General features: G+C 37.6%; 16 protein-coding genes, 1 tRNA gene and 1 other RNA gene. 12 read left to right on the top strand and 6 right to left on the bottom strand.

The genetic code is table 11. The features are described 5' to 3' along the window. The first annotated feature begins 154 nt into the window (after window positions 1-154). The 5 genes from dnaN to SAR02S_RS00160 are packed head-to-tail and all read left to right on the top strand — an operon-like array spanning window position 155 to window position 6,588. Window positions 155-1,222 (top strand): DNA polymerase III subunit beta, encoded by a 1,068-nt coding sequence (gene dnaN, locus SAR02S_RS00140; protein WP_041955761.1) that lies wholly within the window; start codon window positions 155-157, stop codon window positions 1,220-1,222. Between the two features lie 41 nt (window positions 1,223-1,263). Then, window positions 1,264-3,576: a DNA topoisomerase (ATP-hydrolyzing) subunit B gene (gene gyrB, locus SAR02S_RS00145; protein WP_041955763.1), complete on the top strand. Its 2,313-nt coding sequence runs from the start codon at window positions 1,264-1,266 to the stop codon at window positions 3,574-3,576. Further along, window positions 3,576-4,991, top strand: coding sequence for an EAL domain-containing protein (locus tag SAR02S_RS00150; protein ID WP_041955766.1), 1,416 nt, complete (start codon window positions 3,576-3,578; stop codon window positions 4,989-4,991). The genes gyrB and SAR02S_RS00150 overlap by 1 nt, the downstream gene beginning before the upstream one ends. Continuing rightward, window positions 4,988-5,383, top strand: coding sequence for a preQ(1) synthase (gene queF, locus SAR02S_RS00155; RefSeq protein ID WP_041955768.1), 396 nt, complete (start codon window positions 4,988-4,990; stop codon window positions 5,381-5,383). The genes SAR02S_RS00150 and queF overlap by 4 nt, the downstream gene beginning before the upstream one ends. Beyond that, window positions 5,377-6,588, top strand: a complete 1,212-nt coding sequence (locus SAR02S_RS00160) for an HD domain-containing protein (RefSeq protein ID WP_041955770.1) — start codon at window positions 5,377-5,379, stop codon at window positions 6,586-6,588. The genes queF and SAR02S_RS00160 overlap by 7 nt, the downstream gene beginning before the upstream one ends. Before the next feature lie 16 nt (window positions 6,589-6,604). Here SAR02S_RS00160 and ffs read toward each other — a convergent pair. Beyond that, an RNA gene (gene ffs, locus SAR02S_RS13325) (signal recognition particle sRNA small type) lies at window positions 6,605-6,702 on the bottom strand. A 64-nt stretch (window positions 6,703-6,766) separates the two neighbouring features. On the opposite strand from ffs, the gene SAR02S_RS00165 reads away from it, so the two are divergent. Together SAR02S_RS00165 and mutY are read left to right on the top strand one after the other, a co-directional pair. Beyond that, the gene (locus SAR02S_RS00165) at window positions 6,767-7,441 is read left to right on the top strand and encodes a uracil-DNA glycosylase (protein WP_041955772.1); all 675 of its coding nucleotides are present in this window, start codon (window positions 6,767-6,769) and stop codon (window positions 7,439-7,441) included. After that, complete coding sequence (gene mutY / locus SAR02S_RS00170) at window positions 7,429-8,403, top strand: A/G-specific adenine glycosylase (RefSeq protein WP_232293960.1); 975 nt, start codon at window positions 7,429-7,431, stop codon at window positions 8,401-8,403. Before SAR02S_RS00165 ends, mutY begins: the two co-directional genes overlap by 13 nt. Here the strand turns inward: mutY and SAR02S_RS00175 are convergent. Further along, complete coding sequence (locus SAR02S_RS00175) at window positions 8,359-9,543, bottom strand: multidrug effflux MFS transporter (protein ID WP_041955776.1); 1,185 nt, start codon at window positions 9,541-9,543, stop codon at window positions 8,359-8,361. The genes mutY and SAR02S_RS00175 overlap by 45 nt on opposite strands. A 332-nt stretch (window positions 9,544-9,875) precedes the next feature. Here SAR02S_RS00175 and SAR02S_RS00180 point away from each other — a divergent pair, with 332 nt between their 5' ends. Genes SAR02S_RS00180 through ttdB form a run of 3 tightly spaced genes read left to right on the top strand, consistent with a single transcriptional unit; the run spans window position 9,876 to window position 12,825 of the window. Beyond that, the gene (locus tag SAR02S_RS00180; protein WP_041957200.1) at window positions 9,876-11,285 is read left to right on the top strand and encodes an anion permease; all 1,410 of its coding nucleotides are present in this window, start codon (window positions 9,876-9,878) and stop codon (window positions 11,283-11,285) included. 29 nt (window positions 11,286-11,314) lie between these two features. After that, a complete protein-coding gene (ttdA, locus tag SAR02S_RS00185) occupies window positions 11,315-12,214 on the top strand; it encodes a L(+)-tartrate dehydratase subunit alpha (protein ID WP_041955778.1) in 900 nt (299 codons plus the stop codon). Further along, window positions 12,211-12,825: a L(+)-tartrate dehydratase subunit beta gene (gene ttdB / locus SAR02S_RS00190; protein ID WP_041955780.1), complete on the top strand. Its 615-nt coding sequence runs from the start codon at window positions 12,211-12,213 to the stop codon at window positions 12,823-12,825. The genes ttdA and ttdB overlap by 4 nt, the downstream gene beginning before the upstream one ends. 41 nt (window positions 12,826-12,866) lie before the next feature. Here ttdB and SAR02S_RS00195 read toward each other — a convergent pair whose 3' ends face one another. Continuing rightward, window positions 12,867-13,520 (bottom strand): GntR family transcriptional regulator, encoded by a 654-nt coding sequence (locus tag SAR02S_RS00195; protein ID WP_041955782.1) that lies wholly within the window; start codon window positions 13,518-13,520, stop codon window positions 12,867-12,869. Window positions 13,521-13,747: 227 nt separating this feature from the next. Here SAR02S_RS00195 and SAR02S_RS00200 point away from each other — a divergent pair, with 227 nt between their 5' ends. Then, window positions 13,748-14,425 carry a hypothetical protein gene (locus SAR02S_RS00200; RefSeq protein ID WP_052433487.1) on the top strand — a complete coding sequence of 226 codons (678 nt, stop codon included), beginning with the start codon at window positions 13,748-13,750 and terminating at the stop codon, window positions 14,423-14,425. 36 nt (window positions 14,426-14,461) lie between these two features. Next, entirely contained in the window at window positions 14,462-15,091 is a 630-nt protein-coding gene (locus SAR02S_RS00205) for a tetratricopeptide repeat protein (protein ID WP_041955785.1), read from the top strand. 24 nt (window positions 15,092-15,115) lie between these two features. On the opposite strand, the gene SAR02S_RS00210 is transcribed toward SAR02S_RS00205, so the two are convergent. The 3 genes from SAR02S_RS00210 to cheQ all read right to left on the bottom strand — a co-directional run bounded on the left by SAR02S_RS00210 (window position 15,116) and on the right by cheQ (window position 16,938). Then, a tRNA-Ser gene (locus SAR02S_RS00210) sits at window positions 15,116-15,203 on the bottom strand. Between the two features lie 94 nt (window positions 15,204-15,297). Beyond that, complete coding sequence (locus SAR02S_RS00215; RefSeq protein WP_041955787.1) at window positions 15,298-16,377, bottom strand: methyl-accepting chemotaxis protein; 1,080 nt, start codon at window positions 16,375-16,377, stop codon at window positions 15,298-15,300. A gap of 84 nt (window positions 16,378-16,461) precedes the next feature. Further along, window positions 16,462-16,938, bottom strand: coding sequence for a cheVAW transcriptional regulator CheQ (cheQ, locus tag SAR02S_RS00220; RefSeq protein ID WP_041955789.1), 477 nt, complete (start codon window positions 16,936-16,938; stop codon window positions 16,462-16,464). Window position 16,939: the final 1 nt, after the last annotated feature.

A 16,939-nucleotide genomic window follows, 5' to 3' on the forward strand; every position in this document is an offset into this window, starting at 1 on the left:
GTTTTGATAACAAGTGTGATGAGATGTGAAAAACTCACAACAAATCTTTCACGCAAATAATCCCTAGTTTGAGGTATAATATTGATGTTTTCACAAATTCATCCCATTCTACTACTTCATCTATCTTTAAATTAAATAATAAAAAGGAGACTCAATGAAAGTTTCGATTAAAAAAAGCATTTTAGAAAACATGTTATTGAACATTCAACCCTATTTAGAAAAAAAAGATTTAAGTCAAATTACATCACATGTTTTACTCATAACCGAAGAGAGTCAATTTATACTCAAAGCAACCGATTATGAAATTGGTCTTAGTTACCATACACCAGAGATCAAAATCATTACAGAAGGTAATGCAACCGCTAATGGAAAAAAACTTTTGGATATTATCAAAGGTTTAAAAGATGACGAAGTTGTTTTGGAAACGATCAATGATTACCTCTATATCAAACAGAATAGCTCCAAATTTAAACTTCCAATGTTAAGCCCTAGTGATTTCCCACCTTTCCCTCAAATTGACGCTAAGCCTAAATTTGACATCAATAGCAATACCCTTGTTCGTTCTATCAAAAAAATAGCTCCTGCCATTGATAGTAACAATCCAAAATTTGAACTTAATGGCTCTTTGATTGATATTAAAGATAACACAATCAATCTTGTAGCAACCGATACTAAACGTTTGGCTATTATGCAGATTGAACAACCAACTGAACATAACTTCTCGCTTATTATTCCTAAAAAAGCAATTAGCGAAATTCAAAAACTCTTTTTTGATAATATAGAAATTTTTTACGATGAAAATACACTGATTGCAAGTTCAGCTCATTTTACATTTTATACCAAACTTATCAACGGAAAATTCCCTGATTACCAACGCATCATTCCTAAAAATAAAAACTACAGAATTTTACTGAATCGTGAATCTATGGTTGATGCTATTAAACAAATTTCAATCATCTCTCCTGAAATTAAAATCACCTTTAAACCTGAAAAAATTGTTTTTGAAAGTTTAAACGATGATAACATTGAAGCAAAAACAGAAATTGATTTTAAAACAGGACTTGATAGTGATATCTACCTTGCAGTTAACAGTCGTTATATTTTAGATTTTTTATCTAACATCGAAAATAGTAACTTTACCTTAGGTTTCAATGACAGTGGTCTTCCTTTCACATTAGAAAGTGATAATTTTACAACCATTGTTATGCCAATTATGATCTAAGAAACCAAATACAAAAAAGATAATTAAGAAGTGGAGAAAATATGAGTACTTACGGTGCAGACAATATTAAAGTTCTAAAAGGCCTTGAAGCAGTTCGAAAACGTCCTGGTATGTATATCGGTGATACCAACATCAATGGTCTTCATCATCTTATTTATGAAGTGGTTGACAACTCTATTGATGAGGCAATGGCAGGCTATTGTGATTTGATTAAAGTTGAACTGACTCGTGAGGGCTCATGTATTGTTGTTGATAATGGTCGTGGTATTCCTGTTGGTTGGCATGAGGGTGAAAACATGTCAGCAGCAACGGTTGTTTTAACAGTACTTCATGCGGGTGGAAAGTTTGATAAAGATACCTATAAAGTGAGTGGAGGTTTACACGGTGTTGGTGTTTCAGTTGTAAATGCACTTTCATCCAAATTGGTTGCTACGATCAAACGAGAAGGCAATGAACATCGCCAAGAGTTTGCTTGTGGTATTCCACAAACACCACTTGATGTTGTCAAGACAACCAATCGTACAGGTACAATGATTGAATTTTGGCCTGATGGAAGCATTTTTGAAACCGTAGAGTTTCAATTTGAAATTTTAGCAACACGTTTTAAAGAACTTGCCTATCTTAATCCAAAAATTACCATTGAACTGAAAGATCAAAGAGATGGACGTGCTGAAGTTTACCATTTTGAAGGTGGTATCAAACAGTTTGTTTTAGATCTTAATAAGAAAGAAAAAGTAGCTGAAGCTGTTCATTACACTGCAAGTGTTGAAGATGTTGAAGTTGATGTTGCAATGATGTATAACTCAACCTACAATGAAATTCTCTATTCGTTTGTTAATAATATTAAAACGATTGATGGTGGAACCCATGAAAGTGGTTTTAGGGCTGGTTTAACACGTGCCATTACTAGTTATATTAGTCTTAATGCAGGCGTAAGAGAAAAAGACGTCAAAATTACGGGTGATGATGTTCGTGAGGGTTTGATCGCGATTGTCAGTGTTAAAGTTCCTGAACCTCAATTTGAAGGTCAAACTAAAGGAAAACTCGGAAGTTCTTACGTTAAACCAATTGTTCAAAAATTGGTTTATGAGCAACTCGTTAAATATTTTGAAGAAAACCCAATTGAAGCTAAAGCGATTATGAATAAAGCGCTTGCAGCAGCAAGAGGTCGTGAAGCAGCAAAAAACGCAAGAGATTTAACCAGACGTAAAGATGCAATGAGCATTGGAACACTACCTGGAAAATTGGCGGATTGCCAAAGTAAAGACCCTTCTATTTGTGAACTCTACCTTGTAGAGGGCGATAGTGCGGGTGGTTCAGCCAAACAAGGAAGGGATCGTGTTTTCCAAGCAATTTTGCCACTTAAAGGTAAAATTCTTAACGTCGAAAAAAGCCGTTTAGATAAAATTTTGAAATCTGATGAGATCAAAAATATGATTACTGCTCTTGGATGCGGTATTGGCGATGAATTTAATGAAGAGAAACTTCGCTATCACAAGCTTATCATCATGACCGATGCGGACGTTGATGGTAGTCATATTCAAACCCTACTTTTAACATTCCTTTTCCGTTTCTTACGCCCTGTTGTTGACAATGGTTATATTTATTTGGCTCAACCACCATTGTATCGTTATAAAAAAGGTAAAAAAGAGATTTATCTTAAAGATGATGCTGAAATGAATGCCTTTTTAATTGAATCAGGTATGGATAGCATTGCCATTGAAGGTGTTGGTACACCTGATTTAGTGGATTTCTTTAAAATTATTTCTGCCTATAGAGGCATTTTAAAAGAGCTCGAAAAACGCTTCTCAATGATTGAAGTGGTGCGTTATTTGATTGAAAATCCAGATTTAATTGCATTACCATCTGCAGAACTTTTCAAAGAGATTGAAAAATTTGTAACAGCCCTTGGTTACAATATTCTGAACCACTATGTCAATGATGAGAGTATTCATCTCTTTATTCAAACTAAAGATGGTTTGGAAGAGTTACTCTTAGATGAGACGTTCTATACAAATCCACTTTACGAAGAGGCACGTTATATTTACACTAAAATACAAGAACGTGACTTTGATGTTTTTGATGGTAAAGATCCCGTAGAAGTTTTGGATGAAATCGAAAAAAGTGCTAAAAAAGGTGCTTACATTCAACGTTACAAAGGTCTTGGTGAAATGAACCCAGAACAACTTTGGGAAACCACGATGAATCCTGAAAACAGACGCCTTTTGCAAGTTAAAGTTGATGATGCAGAAGCTGCCAGTGACACCTTTACCCTCTTTATGGGCGATGAAGTTGAACCTCGCCGTCAGTATATTCAAGATCATGCCAAAGATGTAAAACACTTGGACGTTTAATGCTCTATTCTGAGATTAAGGAGAGAGAAAATCGATTTATCATTGCTCTGAAAATCGCTTTTCCCCTCCTTCTTCTTATAGGCATTTTTTTTCATTCATCCCAGCTTTTTTCATTAACCTCCATTGATTTCATTCTTCTTACGGTATTAATTCCAGTTTATGTTTACTATACGGTTTACCTTATTTACCATGGTTTTCAAACAACACTGATTGATCCTATCACCAAGACATTTACCAGAGCTGAAATTATTTCTAAAATTAAGAAGATAAAAGATCGAGAAAATACGAACATTATTTTTTTACATGTAAACAATTTGAGCGATATCAATGAGCGCTATGGAATTAATAATGGTGACTTGGTATTAATCAGATTTATTCAAAAACTTGAGTTTTTTTTGCGTGAACACCATTTTAAAAACAGCGCTATTGGAAGATACAGTAGTGATGGTTTTTTGTTTTATCTAAAACATCCAAGTCGTGAACTTCGTCATCTGATAACCATTTTTACAAAAAGTGTTCAAAATGTTGGCATTGCAAATATTGAAGTTAAAGTGGATTTTTCACTTTTAAGTGCAGTATATGATAGCAATACCAACAACCTGATAGAGAGGCTTTTAATGCTTATTGAAGAGCAAAAAAAGAGTCAGGAAACGACGCCTAACATTAAAATTGATCAGTTTACATCTATCATTCATGAAATAATAGATCATGATAAACTCGTTTTCAAATACCAACCCTCTTTGTCACTTAAAACAGGGCAAATTGAAATGTTAGAGGTTTTAACACGTATGGAGTCACAAACCTATGGATCGCTCTGTAAACAGCAAATACAACGCATTGTAAACCATACAGGTTATGAAAAAGTTTTTGATGAAAAGGTTTTTGAACTTTTAGTAAAAGAGATAAAACCTTTAATGAAAAAAGAGATGCTCTTTAGTGTCGAAATTTCACCCGTAACTTTGCGAAATCTTAGTTTTAAACGGTACCTTATAAACCTTTTTGAGCAAGAAAAAATTGATCCACACCAGTTTATTCTTGAAATTACAGAACAGAAAAGCCATGAAAATATACATCGTTTTAAAGAAATTATCGAGAGTTATCAAGAGGCTGGTTTTAAAATAGCACTAGGAAATTTTGGAGGCAATAATTGTGGTTTTGAGTACCTCAAACATCTGCCAATTGATCTTGTAAAATTCGATATAGAATTTACCAAAAAAATCGATGATGCTAAGTATCAAAAGCTTCTTTTGCACTACATCCAGCTCATCCAAACGCTTCACATTCAAAGTATGGTAAAATTCGTGGATAAAGAGGTACATTTCAAAAAAATGAAAGAGATTAAACCTGATTTTATACAAGGGTTTTGTATTTCAAAACCAAAAAATTTAGAACAAATAGTAGGAGATATTTTATGAAATACGGTGAACAAATTATTAAAGAATTTGATGTTGAAAAAGACTTAGAAATTTGGCCAAATCAACACAAAAAGAATTATGTGATTAAGCTTACATTACCAGAGTTTTGTTGTCTATGCCCACGCAGTGGCTACCCTGATTTTGCAACGATTTATATTGACTATATTCCTAATGAATTTGTGGTTGAGCTGAAAGCGATCAAACTTTACATCAACAGTTTTATGAACCGCAATGTTAGTCACGAAAACAGTGCGAATGAAATTTATGACCTTCTAGATTCTAAGCTCAAGCCAAAATGGCTCAAAGTCGTTGCTGATTTTAATCCAAGAGGGAATGTACACACAGTGATCGAAATCGACTCGAAACAAGTGCGAAACGAGAGTTCATGTTAAACCCTAAACTTGTAGAGCAGTTCTTTGGAGCTGCTTCTATTCAGCGCTGGAATGATTATCCGCGCATGGTAGAATTGGTGGAGCTTGATAAACAAGCGCATAAGTTCATTATTGCCTATTTTATTGCAAAAATGGAACCAAAAGAGAGCATTGATATGCGCTCTTTAATTGAAGCGGGTATTTTTGAATTTTTACGTCGTGTGGTTGTCACCGACATTCGTCCCGATGTCTTTCGTAAAGCACTTCAAAAAAAAGAAAAAGAGATCAATACATGGGTTTTAGAGCAACTTTATGACTCACTGAGTGACATTGAAGAGGGTGCTTTTTATGAGCGTTTTAAAACCTACCTGAGTGATAGTACTATGTACAAAAAAGAGCGTTTCATCCTCAAAGCAGCTTCGTACATGGCAACACGTTGGGAATTTTCCATTGTCTATCAAACCAGCCAATTTTTAAATAATATTGATCGTGTTAAAGATGCTGTTGAAGAGGAAATTGAGGATTATTACGAGCTCATTAGTGTTCGCAAAATGGCAATGAATAAAAAAATCTCTAAAATTGTTGATTTAAGTGGACGACTTCGTTTTCAAAAGCGTTGGGCACAAACGCCTCGTATCCCTGAAACTTCAGTATTGGGGCATATGCTTATCGTTGCCATTTTGGGTTATTTCTACTCTCTTTCCTCTAAAGCGTGTAATCAAAGACTGGTCAATAACTTTTTTTGCGCACTTTTCCATGATTTTCCAGAAGCGCTTACTCGTGACATCATCTCTCCCGTTAAGTACTCTGTTAGTGGATTGGATGATATTATTAGCGAGTTTGAGATCAAAATGATTGAAGAAGAGATACTCCCATACCTTCCCGAGGGACTTATTAAAGAGTTTAAATACCTTCTTGGACTTTATGGCGACAATCAAAAAGATGAGTTTATGAACCGTATCAATGAACATGAAATCACAATGGTTGAGGATGTTTCGGTTTACAATGAAGAAAAATTTAATGCGATTGATGGAAAAGCACTGAAAAATTGCGATAATCTAGCAGCATTTATCGAAGCGACACTTTCTATATCGCATGGTGTGAAGTCCAAAGAGCTTATACAAGGCAAAGAGCATATTCGTGGTAAGCTGAAAGAAAAAGGGAAAATAGGAAATGTTGATTTTTATAAATTAGCGTTGGAAATTGAAAAGTATTTGGGAGTTTAGGGCGTAATGTAAAAACCCTCTCCCAGATGACTGCGGCACACACCTAAAAAAAGCGCTCTGCTGTGTTCCCACCCTGAAGCGTTACTCTTAAAAGACATTGCACAGGTCTAGAAGAAGGCGAAGCGTATTTTATCCAAAAATTCTTAAAAAATAGACTAGAGGTTATTAAAGGCTAAAAATGGTTGATCCAAAGATTGAAGAGAGTTGGAAAAATGTTTTACGAGAGGAGTTTCAAAAGCCTTATTTTGAAACATTGAAGCACTTTTTGGTTAAAGAGAAAAAAAGTCATACGGTTTATCCAAGTGGTGCCAATATCTTCGCGGCGTTTGATAACACGCCATTTGAGAACGTTGAAGTGGTCATTTTAGGGCAAGATCCCTATCATGGAGCCAATCAGGCACACGGACTCTCATTTTCGGTACAAGATGGCATACAGCATCCGCCGTCTCTTCAAAATATCTTTAAAGAGTTGCGTGACGATCTTGGCTGTGTCATTCCTCAAAGTGGCAATCTAACGGCATGGGCAAAACAAGGGGTCTTTTTACTCAACACGGTTTTAACCGTACGTGCCAGTGAAGCTAATTCACACCGCGGACAGGGTTGGGAAACCTTCACGGACGCCGTTATTAAGCTTTTAAGCACTCAAAAAGAGCATTTGGTTTTCATCCTTTGGGGAAGTCCCGCAGGTGCAAAAGCAAGCCTCATTGATGGTAAAAAGCACCTCATTTTACGTGCTCCTCATCCCTCCCCTCTCTCTTCGTACCGTGGATTTTTTGGCTCTAAGCCTTTTTCAAAGAGTAACGAATATCTTACATGTAACGGTAAAAAGCCTATTGAGTGGTGTTTGGCTTGAATGTAAAACAGGCTATTTATGCGTGGTATCAAAAAAATGGTCGTCACGATCTCCCCTGGCGACAAACTGAGGAAGCTTATCACATTTACCTCAGCGAAATCATGCTTCAACAAACGCAAGTTAAGACTGTGTTGGAGCGTTTTTATTTTCCTTTTTTAGAGCGTTTTCCAACCCTAAAAAGTGTGGCTGAAGCGCCTCTTGATGCTGTTTTAAAAATGTGGGAAGGCTTGGGTTACTACACCAGAGCAAAAAACCTTCATCACACTGCCATTACATGTAACGGAATTTTACCTCGTCATCCCGAAGAACTTGGAGGATTAAAAGGCATTGGAAAAAGCACGGCACACGCTATTTGTACGTTTGCTCATCATGAAGCACTTCCCATCTTAGATGCCAATGTCAAACGTGTTTTGTGCCGCTACTTTGCACTAAGCGTAAAGGATGAAAAAGTGCTTTGGGAAAAGGCATGGGAACTTTTACATGTAAAACATCCCTACGAGCACAATCAGGCAATGATGGACATCGGCGCAATGATCTGTACGCCTAAAAATCCAAACTGTTTGGAGTGCCCGCTAAGCTTTACATGTAAAGGTAAAGAGGCGCCTGAAAATTATCCATTACCCGTTAAAAAGGTTAAAGTGCCTACGAAACAACGGGTCGCTTTAGTCATTCTCAAAGAGGGAAAATTAGGACTTATTCAACGCAAAGAGCGGTTACTTCATGGGCTTTGGGGCTTTATGCAAGTCGATGTACGACCTGGTAATGCAGAAAGTTTAGGGAAAGTCACTCACACCTATAGCCATTTTAAACTTGAGCTTGAAGCGGTTATATGTAAAGATTTACATGTAAACGTAGATGGTTATTTCACGGATGATCAAATTGCAAAGCTTGCGCTTTCCACCGTCGATAAAAAAATATTACGACTGCCTGCCATGATGGGGAATATATCCCCTACTTCCTAGCAGTAAAAGCACAGCTCCTAGAAGACTTACTACCATCATAACGCTCGTTATTGGGAAAAGTGTACCATCGTGCAAGGAACTTGCAACAAAGCCCATAAGTGCGCCCACACTGTATTGTAAAACCCCGATGATGGCATTGGCCGAAGCACTGATGGTTGGAAAAAATTCCAGTGTCAATGAAACAGAGTTTGAAAAAATAAAGCCAAGCATTCCAATGTAGAGTCCAATCAAGGGGAAAAGTACATAGACATTGCTATTTTGAAATAGAAAGAGCAAAATACCAAAAATAGCTTGCGCGCTCACACCAAAACGAAGTAATGCTAGCGGTTCTTTCTTTTTAACGACCCATGCATTGAGGCGTCCAAAAAACATCATCATCAAGACATTAGCACCAAAAAAGAGTGCAAATTTACTAGGAGTGACGTTAAAGTGCTCCATGTAGATGAATGAAGAAGAGGTAATAAATGTGTACATACCAGAGGTGCAGAGAATCTGAGAGATAATAAAAAGCATTGCAAGTTTATTGGTTAATACCGTTTTATAGTTTTGAATAGGCGTGATTTTAGTCCGTTCTTGTTTAACAGCGGGAAAGCGAAAGAGATAAAAAGCTAACGCAAAAAGAGTGTAAAACCCTAAAAATAAAAAGATCATTTCCCATTCAAAAAACTTCAAAACAAAAGAACCAAGTGTTGGCGCAATCAGCGGTGCCATGAGCATTACCATGGCGATAAGTGAAAAGATGCGTGCACTCTCTTTCCCACTAAACATATCTTTAACAGTGGCTGAGACATTGACCGTAGCGATGCCTCCCCCAAAAGATTGAAGTGCACGAAGAATCCAAAAAGCTTCTATTTGATGCGTGATAGAGATGAGAAAACTGCTTAGCCCAAAAAGTATCAATCCTATAATCACCATCGGACGTCTACCGTACGCATCCGAGATGGGACCGCCAAAGAGTTGTCCCATCGCCATGCCAAAAAAGTAGAGACTGAGGCTGAATTCGACATTGGGAATAGAGGTTTGAAGGTCCGTCGCAATCGCTGGGAATGAAGGTAAATACATATCAATCGCCAGAGGGGTAATTGCCGATAAGGACGCGAGCGTTAAAACAATTTGACGCTCTGTAAGGGACTTAGACATAAATTGAGATTCTTTCGTGGAGAATTTTAATGTAATTATAGGTTAATAGTTTAAATCCTCTGTTAATAGATAGGGAAATTTTGACAGATAATCAGAATTAAATTTTTTTCAAGACGATACATTAATATATTTTTAAGGGCATTAAACCTACAATTTATCAATTTGTGATATGTGATAAAATATCACAAATATAGCGACAAACCTTTTTCTAAACTGCCATGTTGACAATCTAAGTGTCACATAACAGAGGTCGTTCATAATGATACGTTTTACTTTTCCGTCACGCTAGCACTGAATTTTAGTTGAAAATTTATCCAAATGGAGGTTTGATGATGTCGAAAAAATTGATTTTGATGCTGATTCCAGTTTTGGTTTTATGTGTGGTCTGGTTTTCTCCAGTTCCTAATGGTTTGACTCCTGTGGCGTGGCACTATATGGCAGTTTTTTTAGCTGTCATTGTTGGTCTTGTCATTGAGCCTGTTCCTGCGGCTTTGGTGGGATTAATAGGTGTTTCAATTATGGCTTTATCTGGGCTTGCTGGCAAAACACCCACAGCCAATGTCCAATGGGCACTTTCAGGTTTTTCAAATTCGACCATTTGGCTGATTTTTGCAGCATTCATGTTTGCGATGGGCTACCAAAAAACAGGGTTAGGGAAGAGAATATCGCTTATCATGATTCGCTACATGGGTAAAAGTTCCCTTGGTCTTGGCTATGCGGTAGCGTTTGCTGACCTTGTATTGGCACCTTTTATGCCTTCAAACACGGCAAGAGGTGGTGGAACAATTTTTCCTATCGCGATTAATATCCCTATTATTTTCAATTCGACGCCTGAGCATGAGCCTCGTAAAATGGGTGCTTATATCACATGGATAGCGATGAGCGCAACTTGTGTGACCAGTTCAATGTTTTTAACGGCACTTGCTCCAAATCTTCTTGCTATTGATCTCATTGCAAAAGGAGCAAATATTTCCATAACATGGGGAGCATGGGCAAAAATTATGGTACCACTTATGTTGCCACTTTTTCTCGTAACACCGCTTTTAGTTTATTGGATTTATCCACCCACTCAAAAACAATCTCCCGAAGCACCTGCGTGGGCAAAAGATGAGCTGAAGAAAATGGGTCGCATCTCCTTTAAAGAGATATTGATGGCATCATTTGCTTTTCTTGCACTCATCTTGTGGATTTTTGGAAAAGAACTTAATGTTGATGCAACGATGGCAGCTATGACGATTACAGCGTTAATGGTTTTAACCAATGTTGTCTCTTGGGAAGATGTTATTGGTAATAAGTCTGCATGGAATATTTTAGTTTGGTTTTCAACTCTTGTGGCGTTGGCTTCAGGGCTCAAAGATGTAGGTATCTTAGCATGGATGGGTAAAGGTACTGAAGTCTATCTTTCAGGACTAAGCCCAACAATGTTGATGATCTCAATGATAGTACTGTTCTTTTTGTTGCACTACTTTTTTGCCAGTTTAACCGCACACACTACGGCTTTATTGCCTATCTTTATTGTGATTGCGGCAAAACTTATTGCACCTGAGCAGTTGATGACCTTTATGATTTTACTGACCAGTACAATTGGTTTGATGGGAATTATCACCCCTTATGGAACAGGCCCTTCGCCTATTTGGTATGGTGCTGGTTATATTTCACAAGGAAAATGGTGGGCATTAGGTGCTATTTTTGCGGCAATTTTTATGGCCGTACTTTTAGTAGGTGTATTGGTTTTTCTCTAAATATTATTTACATGTAAAAGGATAAAACGATGTTTGTACTCGATAAAAAAGAGATGATGATTCAAACTTTGGGAAAATTTGTGGATTTGGTTTCCAAAGAACTCCCAGATGATGTGATGGCAAAGCTTAAAGAGCTTCGAGTTGGGGAAGAGCAACCTTTGGCAAAAGCCATTTATGATGTCATGTTTGAAAATATGGACAAGGCTAAAAAACTCAGTCGTCCAACGTGCCAAGATACGGGAGTCATCCAATATTTTGTCCGCGCAGGGGCTAAATTTCCCTATTTGGGACAATTGCGAGAGGTTTTAAGAGAAGCTACGATTCTTGCCACCAAAAGTGCTCCACTACGCTTGAATGCTGTTGAAGTCTTTGATGAAGTCAACACAGGAACCAATGTTGGTACGGATATTCCTTACATTACGTGGGATATCGTTGATGACAGTACCAATGTTGAGATAGAAGTTTATCAAGCGGGTGGTGGATGTTCCCTCCCTGGTCGTTCCATTGTTTTACCTCCACTTGCGGGTTATGAAGGGGCGATGCAATTTGTTTTTGATACCGTTGTTAACTGGGGTATTAATGCGTGTCCTCCCCTCATTGTAGGCATCGGCATTGGAACCTGTTCTAATTCATCAGCCTTACTTTCTAAAAAAGCGATGCTTCGACCGGTTGGTTCGTCCAATCCACATCCAAAAGCGGCTGAGATGGAAAGAACCATTGAAAAAGGTCTCAATGACATCGGTCTTGGACCACAAGGAATTTCTGGAAAAAACAGCGTTATGGCTGTGCATGTCGAGGGCATGGCACATCACCCTTCTGTTTTGGGTGTGGGCGTGACGATAGGTTGCTGGGCAAATCGCCATGGCATTATTCGTTTTGATGAAAACATGAATTATGAAATTATTTCGCATAAAGGAGTTACCCTATGAAAAAGATTTTAACAACCCCTATTTCTGATGAAGCTATTAAAGATCTTAAAGTAGGCGACATCGTTTATTTAAGCGGAACACTCGTTACCTGTAGAGACGAAGGGCATAGGCGCATTATTGCTGAGGGAATCATGCCTAAATTGCCGATGGATCGCATTGCTATTTTTCATGCAGGACCTATTGTGAAAGATGTTGATGGAGGGTGGGAGATGGTTTCTATTGGACCAACTACGAGTATGCGCATGGAGCGTTATGAAAAAGAGTTTTTAGCCAAAACGGGTGTTAAGCTAGTCATTGGTAAAGGTGGAATGGGTACTAAAACAGCAGAAGGATGCAAAGAGAGTACGGCGGTTCATGCCGTTTTCCCTGGAGGTTGTGGCGTGGTAGCAGCAGAACAAGTGGAAAAAATAGAAGGTAAAGAGTGGCCCGAGTTTGGTATGCCTGAGGCTTTTTGGATACTTAAAGTTAAAGAGTTTGGACCGTTAATTATTTCTATCGATGCTGAGGGAAATAACCTCTTTGAAGCCAATAAAGTTACATTTCACGAGCGAAAAGAAGTTGCGCTTAAAGAGACAGCCAGTCAGATCGTTTCAATGATTGCTAAAAGTTAGTAGAAATTGGAAAGAGGCGCTTTTAAACGCCTCTTGAGTGATTAATTTTTGTAATTGGCGAGCGTACTGTTCATACTATAGATGATGTGTTGACGCATAGTCTCACACGCACCCTCATAATCTTTTTTGGTGAGTTGTTCAACAATTTTATTGTGGTCATTCAATGAGATACCTGCATACTCTTGAGCTGTCACCAAACGATTCATTGACAAGCCGTTCCAGAGCAAGGAGAGGAATGATTTGAGTTTATCACTATCTGCAGCTTCCCAGATGGTCATGTGAAATGCTTGATTCGCAATATTATACGCTTCGGTATCGCCACTCTCTTTTGCACGTTTACCTTGTTCATTGACTTTTTGAATCACTTTGAGTGTTTCATCGTCCATATGAAGACAGGCACGTCTAAGAGCTTCTGTTTCAAGTAAAATACGCATTTCATAGTGATCTTTAATGGCCTCTTCAGAGATACCTTTCACAATGGCACAACGGTTTTGGCGAAGTTCTATAAGTCCTTCATTCGCAAGGATTTGAAATGCCTCACGAACCGGTGTACGAGACATACCAACTTGCTCGCCGATACTATCAAGGGTGATAGATTGACCTTTACTGATACCGCCTGAGAGGATTGATGAGCGTAGAATAGATGCGACTTGTTCACGCGCAGGTAGCATTTGTATTTTTTTAAGATTGATCATAAGATGCTCTTTAATATACTAATTTTATTTAGTATAGCATTACAATGCTATCTTTTCAAGAAAGTGGTTAATTATAGTGGTATCAAAGCATTTGAAGGTGTTACAAGTTTTCTTTACATGTAAAAATTTGCTATTAACATAAATATTTTAATTTTTAATGGTTTAAGTTTCACCGTTATACAATGAGTCTATCAATGAAGCTATACCTGAAAAAAAGGAGTGATGTTATGCTACGAAATATGATGATGTTCGTGATGGCTTTATTCATCCTCAGTGGTTGTACAAGCAAGGATGAAGAGAAAAAAATAGCCCATGAACTAGAGACTCAAAACATTGATGTTGGGCTCAAAAATGCTATCAAAAATGAAGTTTTAAAGAGCATCAATGATCCTAAATCTTATCAAGAAATTTCATGGAAAAAGATGCAAAGCGGTGATCGTGTATCAGAGCGTATTAACAAAAAAGTTGTTTTTATAGCGCACTCGTTTAAAGGGAAAAATATTTACGGTGGAGTGATTGCGAAGGAGCATATCTATTTTATTGGAGAAGAAAAGCCTAGCCTTATCATTGATTTTGATGTCAAAGTGGCTTTTGAAGAGTTCCTTGCCAATAAAAGTATTGGGACTTTGTTTGGAACAACCGTATGGAATTTTGAAAAATTACAGGCTGATTATAAAATAAGCTCTTTGGATCCTAGTGCAAAAGAGAATGTCAAAGATTTTATCTACTCAATTAAGCGTTTTAGCAAAGCAGATCAGGAGTTTTTAGCAGATTCTATTTCAAATGCCAACAACCCTCTTTCCATCGCTAAAAATGTTGCACTTTTTTTAACCATGAGATTGTTTCCTGAATTGATTGAAGAGTTGTTGTTCAATGAAATTTCCTACAACGGTAAGTATAAATAATTCTTTGTACTACGAAAACCTAAAAAGGAATTTATGATGAAAAAAAGTTTATATCTCTTATGTATTCTAACACTCAGTGTACAATTATCGTACGCGGATGATCTTATGGATGGATTGTCTGCGTATGAGAGAAGTGACTATGGTAGTGCCGTTTCGTCTTTTCAAAGCTCATGTGAGAGCGGTAATGCTGAAGCGTGTTATAACCTTGCCAATATGTACGATACAGGGCTTGGTGTGTATAAAGATGATCAAAAAGCCGTTACACTTTTTACCAAGTCATGTGATGGTGGTTTTTCAGATGCTTGTTATAATCTTGGTATGATGTACGACAAAGGCGAAGGGGTGAAACAAGACTCCATAAAAGCATTTGTGTTGTATACCAAAACATGTGACACAGGACATACCAGAGGATGTTATAATCTTGGTCTTCTGTTTTATAAAGGTCAAGGCGTACAAAAAGATTTTATCAAAGCAGCTGAACTTTTCCAAAAAACATGCGATGAAGGCTATGAAAAAAGTTGTTACAATCTAGGTGTTATGTACCGCGATGGCCAAGGTGTCATGCAAAGTAAACAAACAGCACTTGAACTTTTCAAAAAAGCGTGTGAGCAAAATCTCTCAATAGCATGTAAAAATTATGGAAAACTTAGAAGCGAGATGCAGTAAAACGCAGGAAAAAAGTTAAGAAAATGGCGGGCAGAGGGGGATTCGAACCCCCGGTGAGTTGCCCCACGGCCGCGTTCCAGGCGACTGGATTAAACCACTCTCCCATCTGCCCATTTTTGATAGGATTGGAAGTATAACGATTTTGTGCTTATTTGGGGATTAATGGCATCCATTGAGTCGATGCCATTAATTTTACGTTTGAAGTATTATGCGTTACGAATGTTTTTGAATGCTTCAATCAACTTTTCAAAACCAATTTTACTCGATTTTTCAACAGCACGAAATGTTTCAATACCCTCTTTCGAGTCTGCACGTATAGCAAATGCTTCAATGGCTTTTTTCAAACCATCGTGAACGCTAATATGATGGTTGTTTACCTCTTGAACGATTGTCGTATTAAGTTTAGTGCTGATGCTTCCAAACCATTTACCAAAGCGGCATGAAGTATGCGCTAAAATATCAACTTTTTTCTGTGAAAGAGCGGCATTGTATCCTTGGAGTTTGAGTAAAATATGGTCTATTTTACCGTTACTGACAGAAATTTCATTGGTGACATTGTCACATTTGTTGGTGATGTTTTGTGAATTTGCAAGCATCGTTATAATTTCTCCATTAAACTCTTTTAAGATTTTCATAGAGGCACGTGACTCACTTTGGAATGTCTCACTGGTATCGGCCATGGAGTTTGTATTTTGTTTGAGAATGCTAATGTTGGACTCGACTTCCAATGTTGCTTTTTGAGTACGCTCGGCTAGTTTTCTCACCTCATCTGCAACAACAGCAAAGCCTCGCCCATGTTCTCCTGCTCGAGCTGCTTCGATGGCGGCATTGAGTGCAAGAAGATTGGTTTGGTCTGAAATATCTTTGATAAGATTGATAATGTCGCTGATAGCTGAAACACTGCTTGAGAGGTTTTCAACATCATGGGTGAATTTTTGTGTGAGTTCTTGCACTTTTTCGAGAGACTGAGCAATGTCTTTCGTTTGTACTTCGATATTTTCTCCGCCTGTGAGCGAAGCATTGTTGAGTGTGTTGATCTCATTGAGCATCGTCAAACTCTCTTCGATGGTGTTTTGGAGAAAGTTCATACCATCTTCATAGCTTCCAAGAAGGATTGTTAAAAGTTCATCTTTTGTTTGATTGATAGGTTCTGAAGTATTATGTTCTTCCAAGGTTTGTTGCTTTGATTGTTCAAGTCGTGTGACTTCATCTTTTATTTTTTGAAGTTCGTTTTGAAGTGCCTGATTTTCAGTTTCTAATTCTGCTATACGTCGTCCGCCAAACATGTTTTCTCCTTTGGTTTAAATACAATGAAGTATAACCAATAAGAGTGACTTTTGCGTTACATTTTAGGAATGGATATCAAAAAATTAATAGTAGCCTACACAAATATCGTTGGAAAGACTAATCTTTTTCTCAAAAGGGGAAGGCCCAAAATACTTACATTTTTCGATGTAGATGTGGTAGTTGTAGTCTAGCTTCAAATCATCGTAAAACTTCTTGAGATTGACCAATTTGACATCGCATACATCAATGATGTCCAAGACTTTGTAGATGCAAGAGTTATTGTGCTCTATGAGGTGCGAAGGGGCTAGACCTGTATATTTACAAAAGGCTTGAGACTGTACCATGCCTGTGAGGTCAGTGCATTGTTTAATGATCTCTTTGTACTTGGGAATGATGCTGTCTTTGCGTAAGAAAACGACGCGTGCATCATCAAATTTTGCAGCTTCGACACTTTTCCAGTAACGGTACGCATTGGAAGAGATGTTTGCTTTCATACTGAACTCCTTATTGAGCACATAACTGTTAAGCCAGTGATTGTGCGTCAGGATGTTCATCTGCATG

The organism is Sulfurospirillum arsenophilum NBRC 109478 (assembly GCF_000813345.1).
In the GTDB taxonomy this organism is placed as follows: Bacteria; Campylobacterota; Campylobacteria; order Campylobacterales; family Sulfurospirillaceae; genus Sulfurospirillum; species Sulfurospirillum arsenophilum.

Coding starts and splice junctions, on each gene's coding strand:
- dnaN (WP_041955761.1), top strand. CDS start 155: ATGAAAGTTTCGATTAAAAAAAGCATTTTAGAAAACATGTTATTGAAC.
- gyrB (WP_041955763.1), top strand. CDS start 1,264: ATGAGTACTTACGGTGCAGACAATATTAAAGTTCTAAAAGGCCTTGAA.
- SAR02S_RS00150 (WP_041955766.1), top strand. CDS start 3,576: ATGCTCTATTCTGAGATTAAGGAGAGAGAAAATCGATTTATCATTGCT.
- queF (WP_041955768.1), top strand. CDS start 4,988: ATGAAATACGGTGAACAAATTATTAAAGAATTTGATGTTGAAAAAGAC.
- SAR02S_RS00160 (WP_041955770.1), top strand. CDS start 5,377: ATGTTAAACCCTAAACTTGTAGAGCAGTTCTTTGGAGCTGCTTCTATT.
- SAR02S_RS00165 (WP_041955772.1), top strand. CDS start 6,767: ATGGTTGATCCAAAGATTGAAGAGAGTTGGAAAAATGTTTTACGAGAG.
- SAR02S_RS00175 (WP_041955776.1), bottom strand. CDS start 9,543: ATGTCTAAGTCCCTTACAGAGCGTCAAATTGTTTTAACGCTCGCGTCC.
- SAR02S_RS00180 (WP_041957200.1), top strand. CDS start 9,876: ATGTCGAAAAAATTGATTTTGATGCTGATTCCAGTTTTGGTTTTATGT.
- ttdA (WP_041955778.1), top strand. CDS start 11,315: ATGTTTGTACTCGATAAAAAAGAGATGATGATTCAAACTTTGGGAAAA.
- ttdB (WP_041955780.1), top strand. CDS start 12,211: ATGAAAAAGATTTTAACAACCCCTATTTCTGATGAAGCTATTAAAGAT.
- SAR02S_RS00195 (WP_041955782.1), bottom strand. CDS start 13,520: ATGATCAATCTTAAAAAAATACAAATGCTACCTGCGCGTGAACAAGTC.
- SAR02S_RS00200 (WP_052433487.1), top strand. CDS start 13,748: ATGCTACGAAATATGATGATGTTCGTGATGGCTTTATTCATCCTCAGT.
- SAR02S_RS00205 (WP_041955785.1), top strand. CDS start 14,462: ATGAAAAAAAGTTTATATCTCTTATGTATTCTAACACTCAGTGTACAA.
- SAR02S_RS00215 (WP_041955787.1), bottom strand. CDS start 16,377: ATGTTTGGCGGACGACGTATAGCAGAATTAGAAACTGAAAATCAGGCA.
- cheQ (WP_041955789.1), bottom strand. CDS start 16,938: ATGCAGATGAACATCCTGACGCACAATCACTGGCTTAACAGTTATGTG.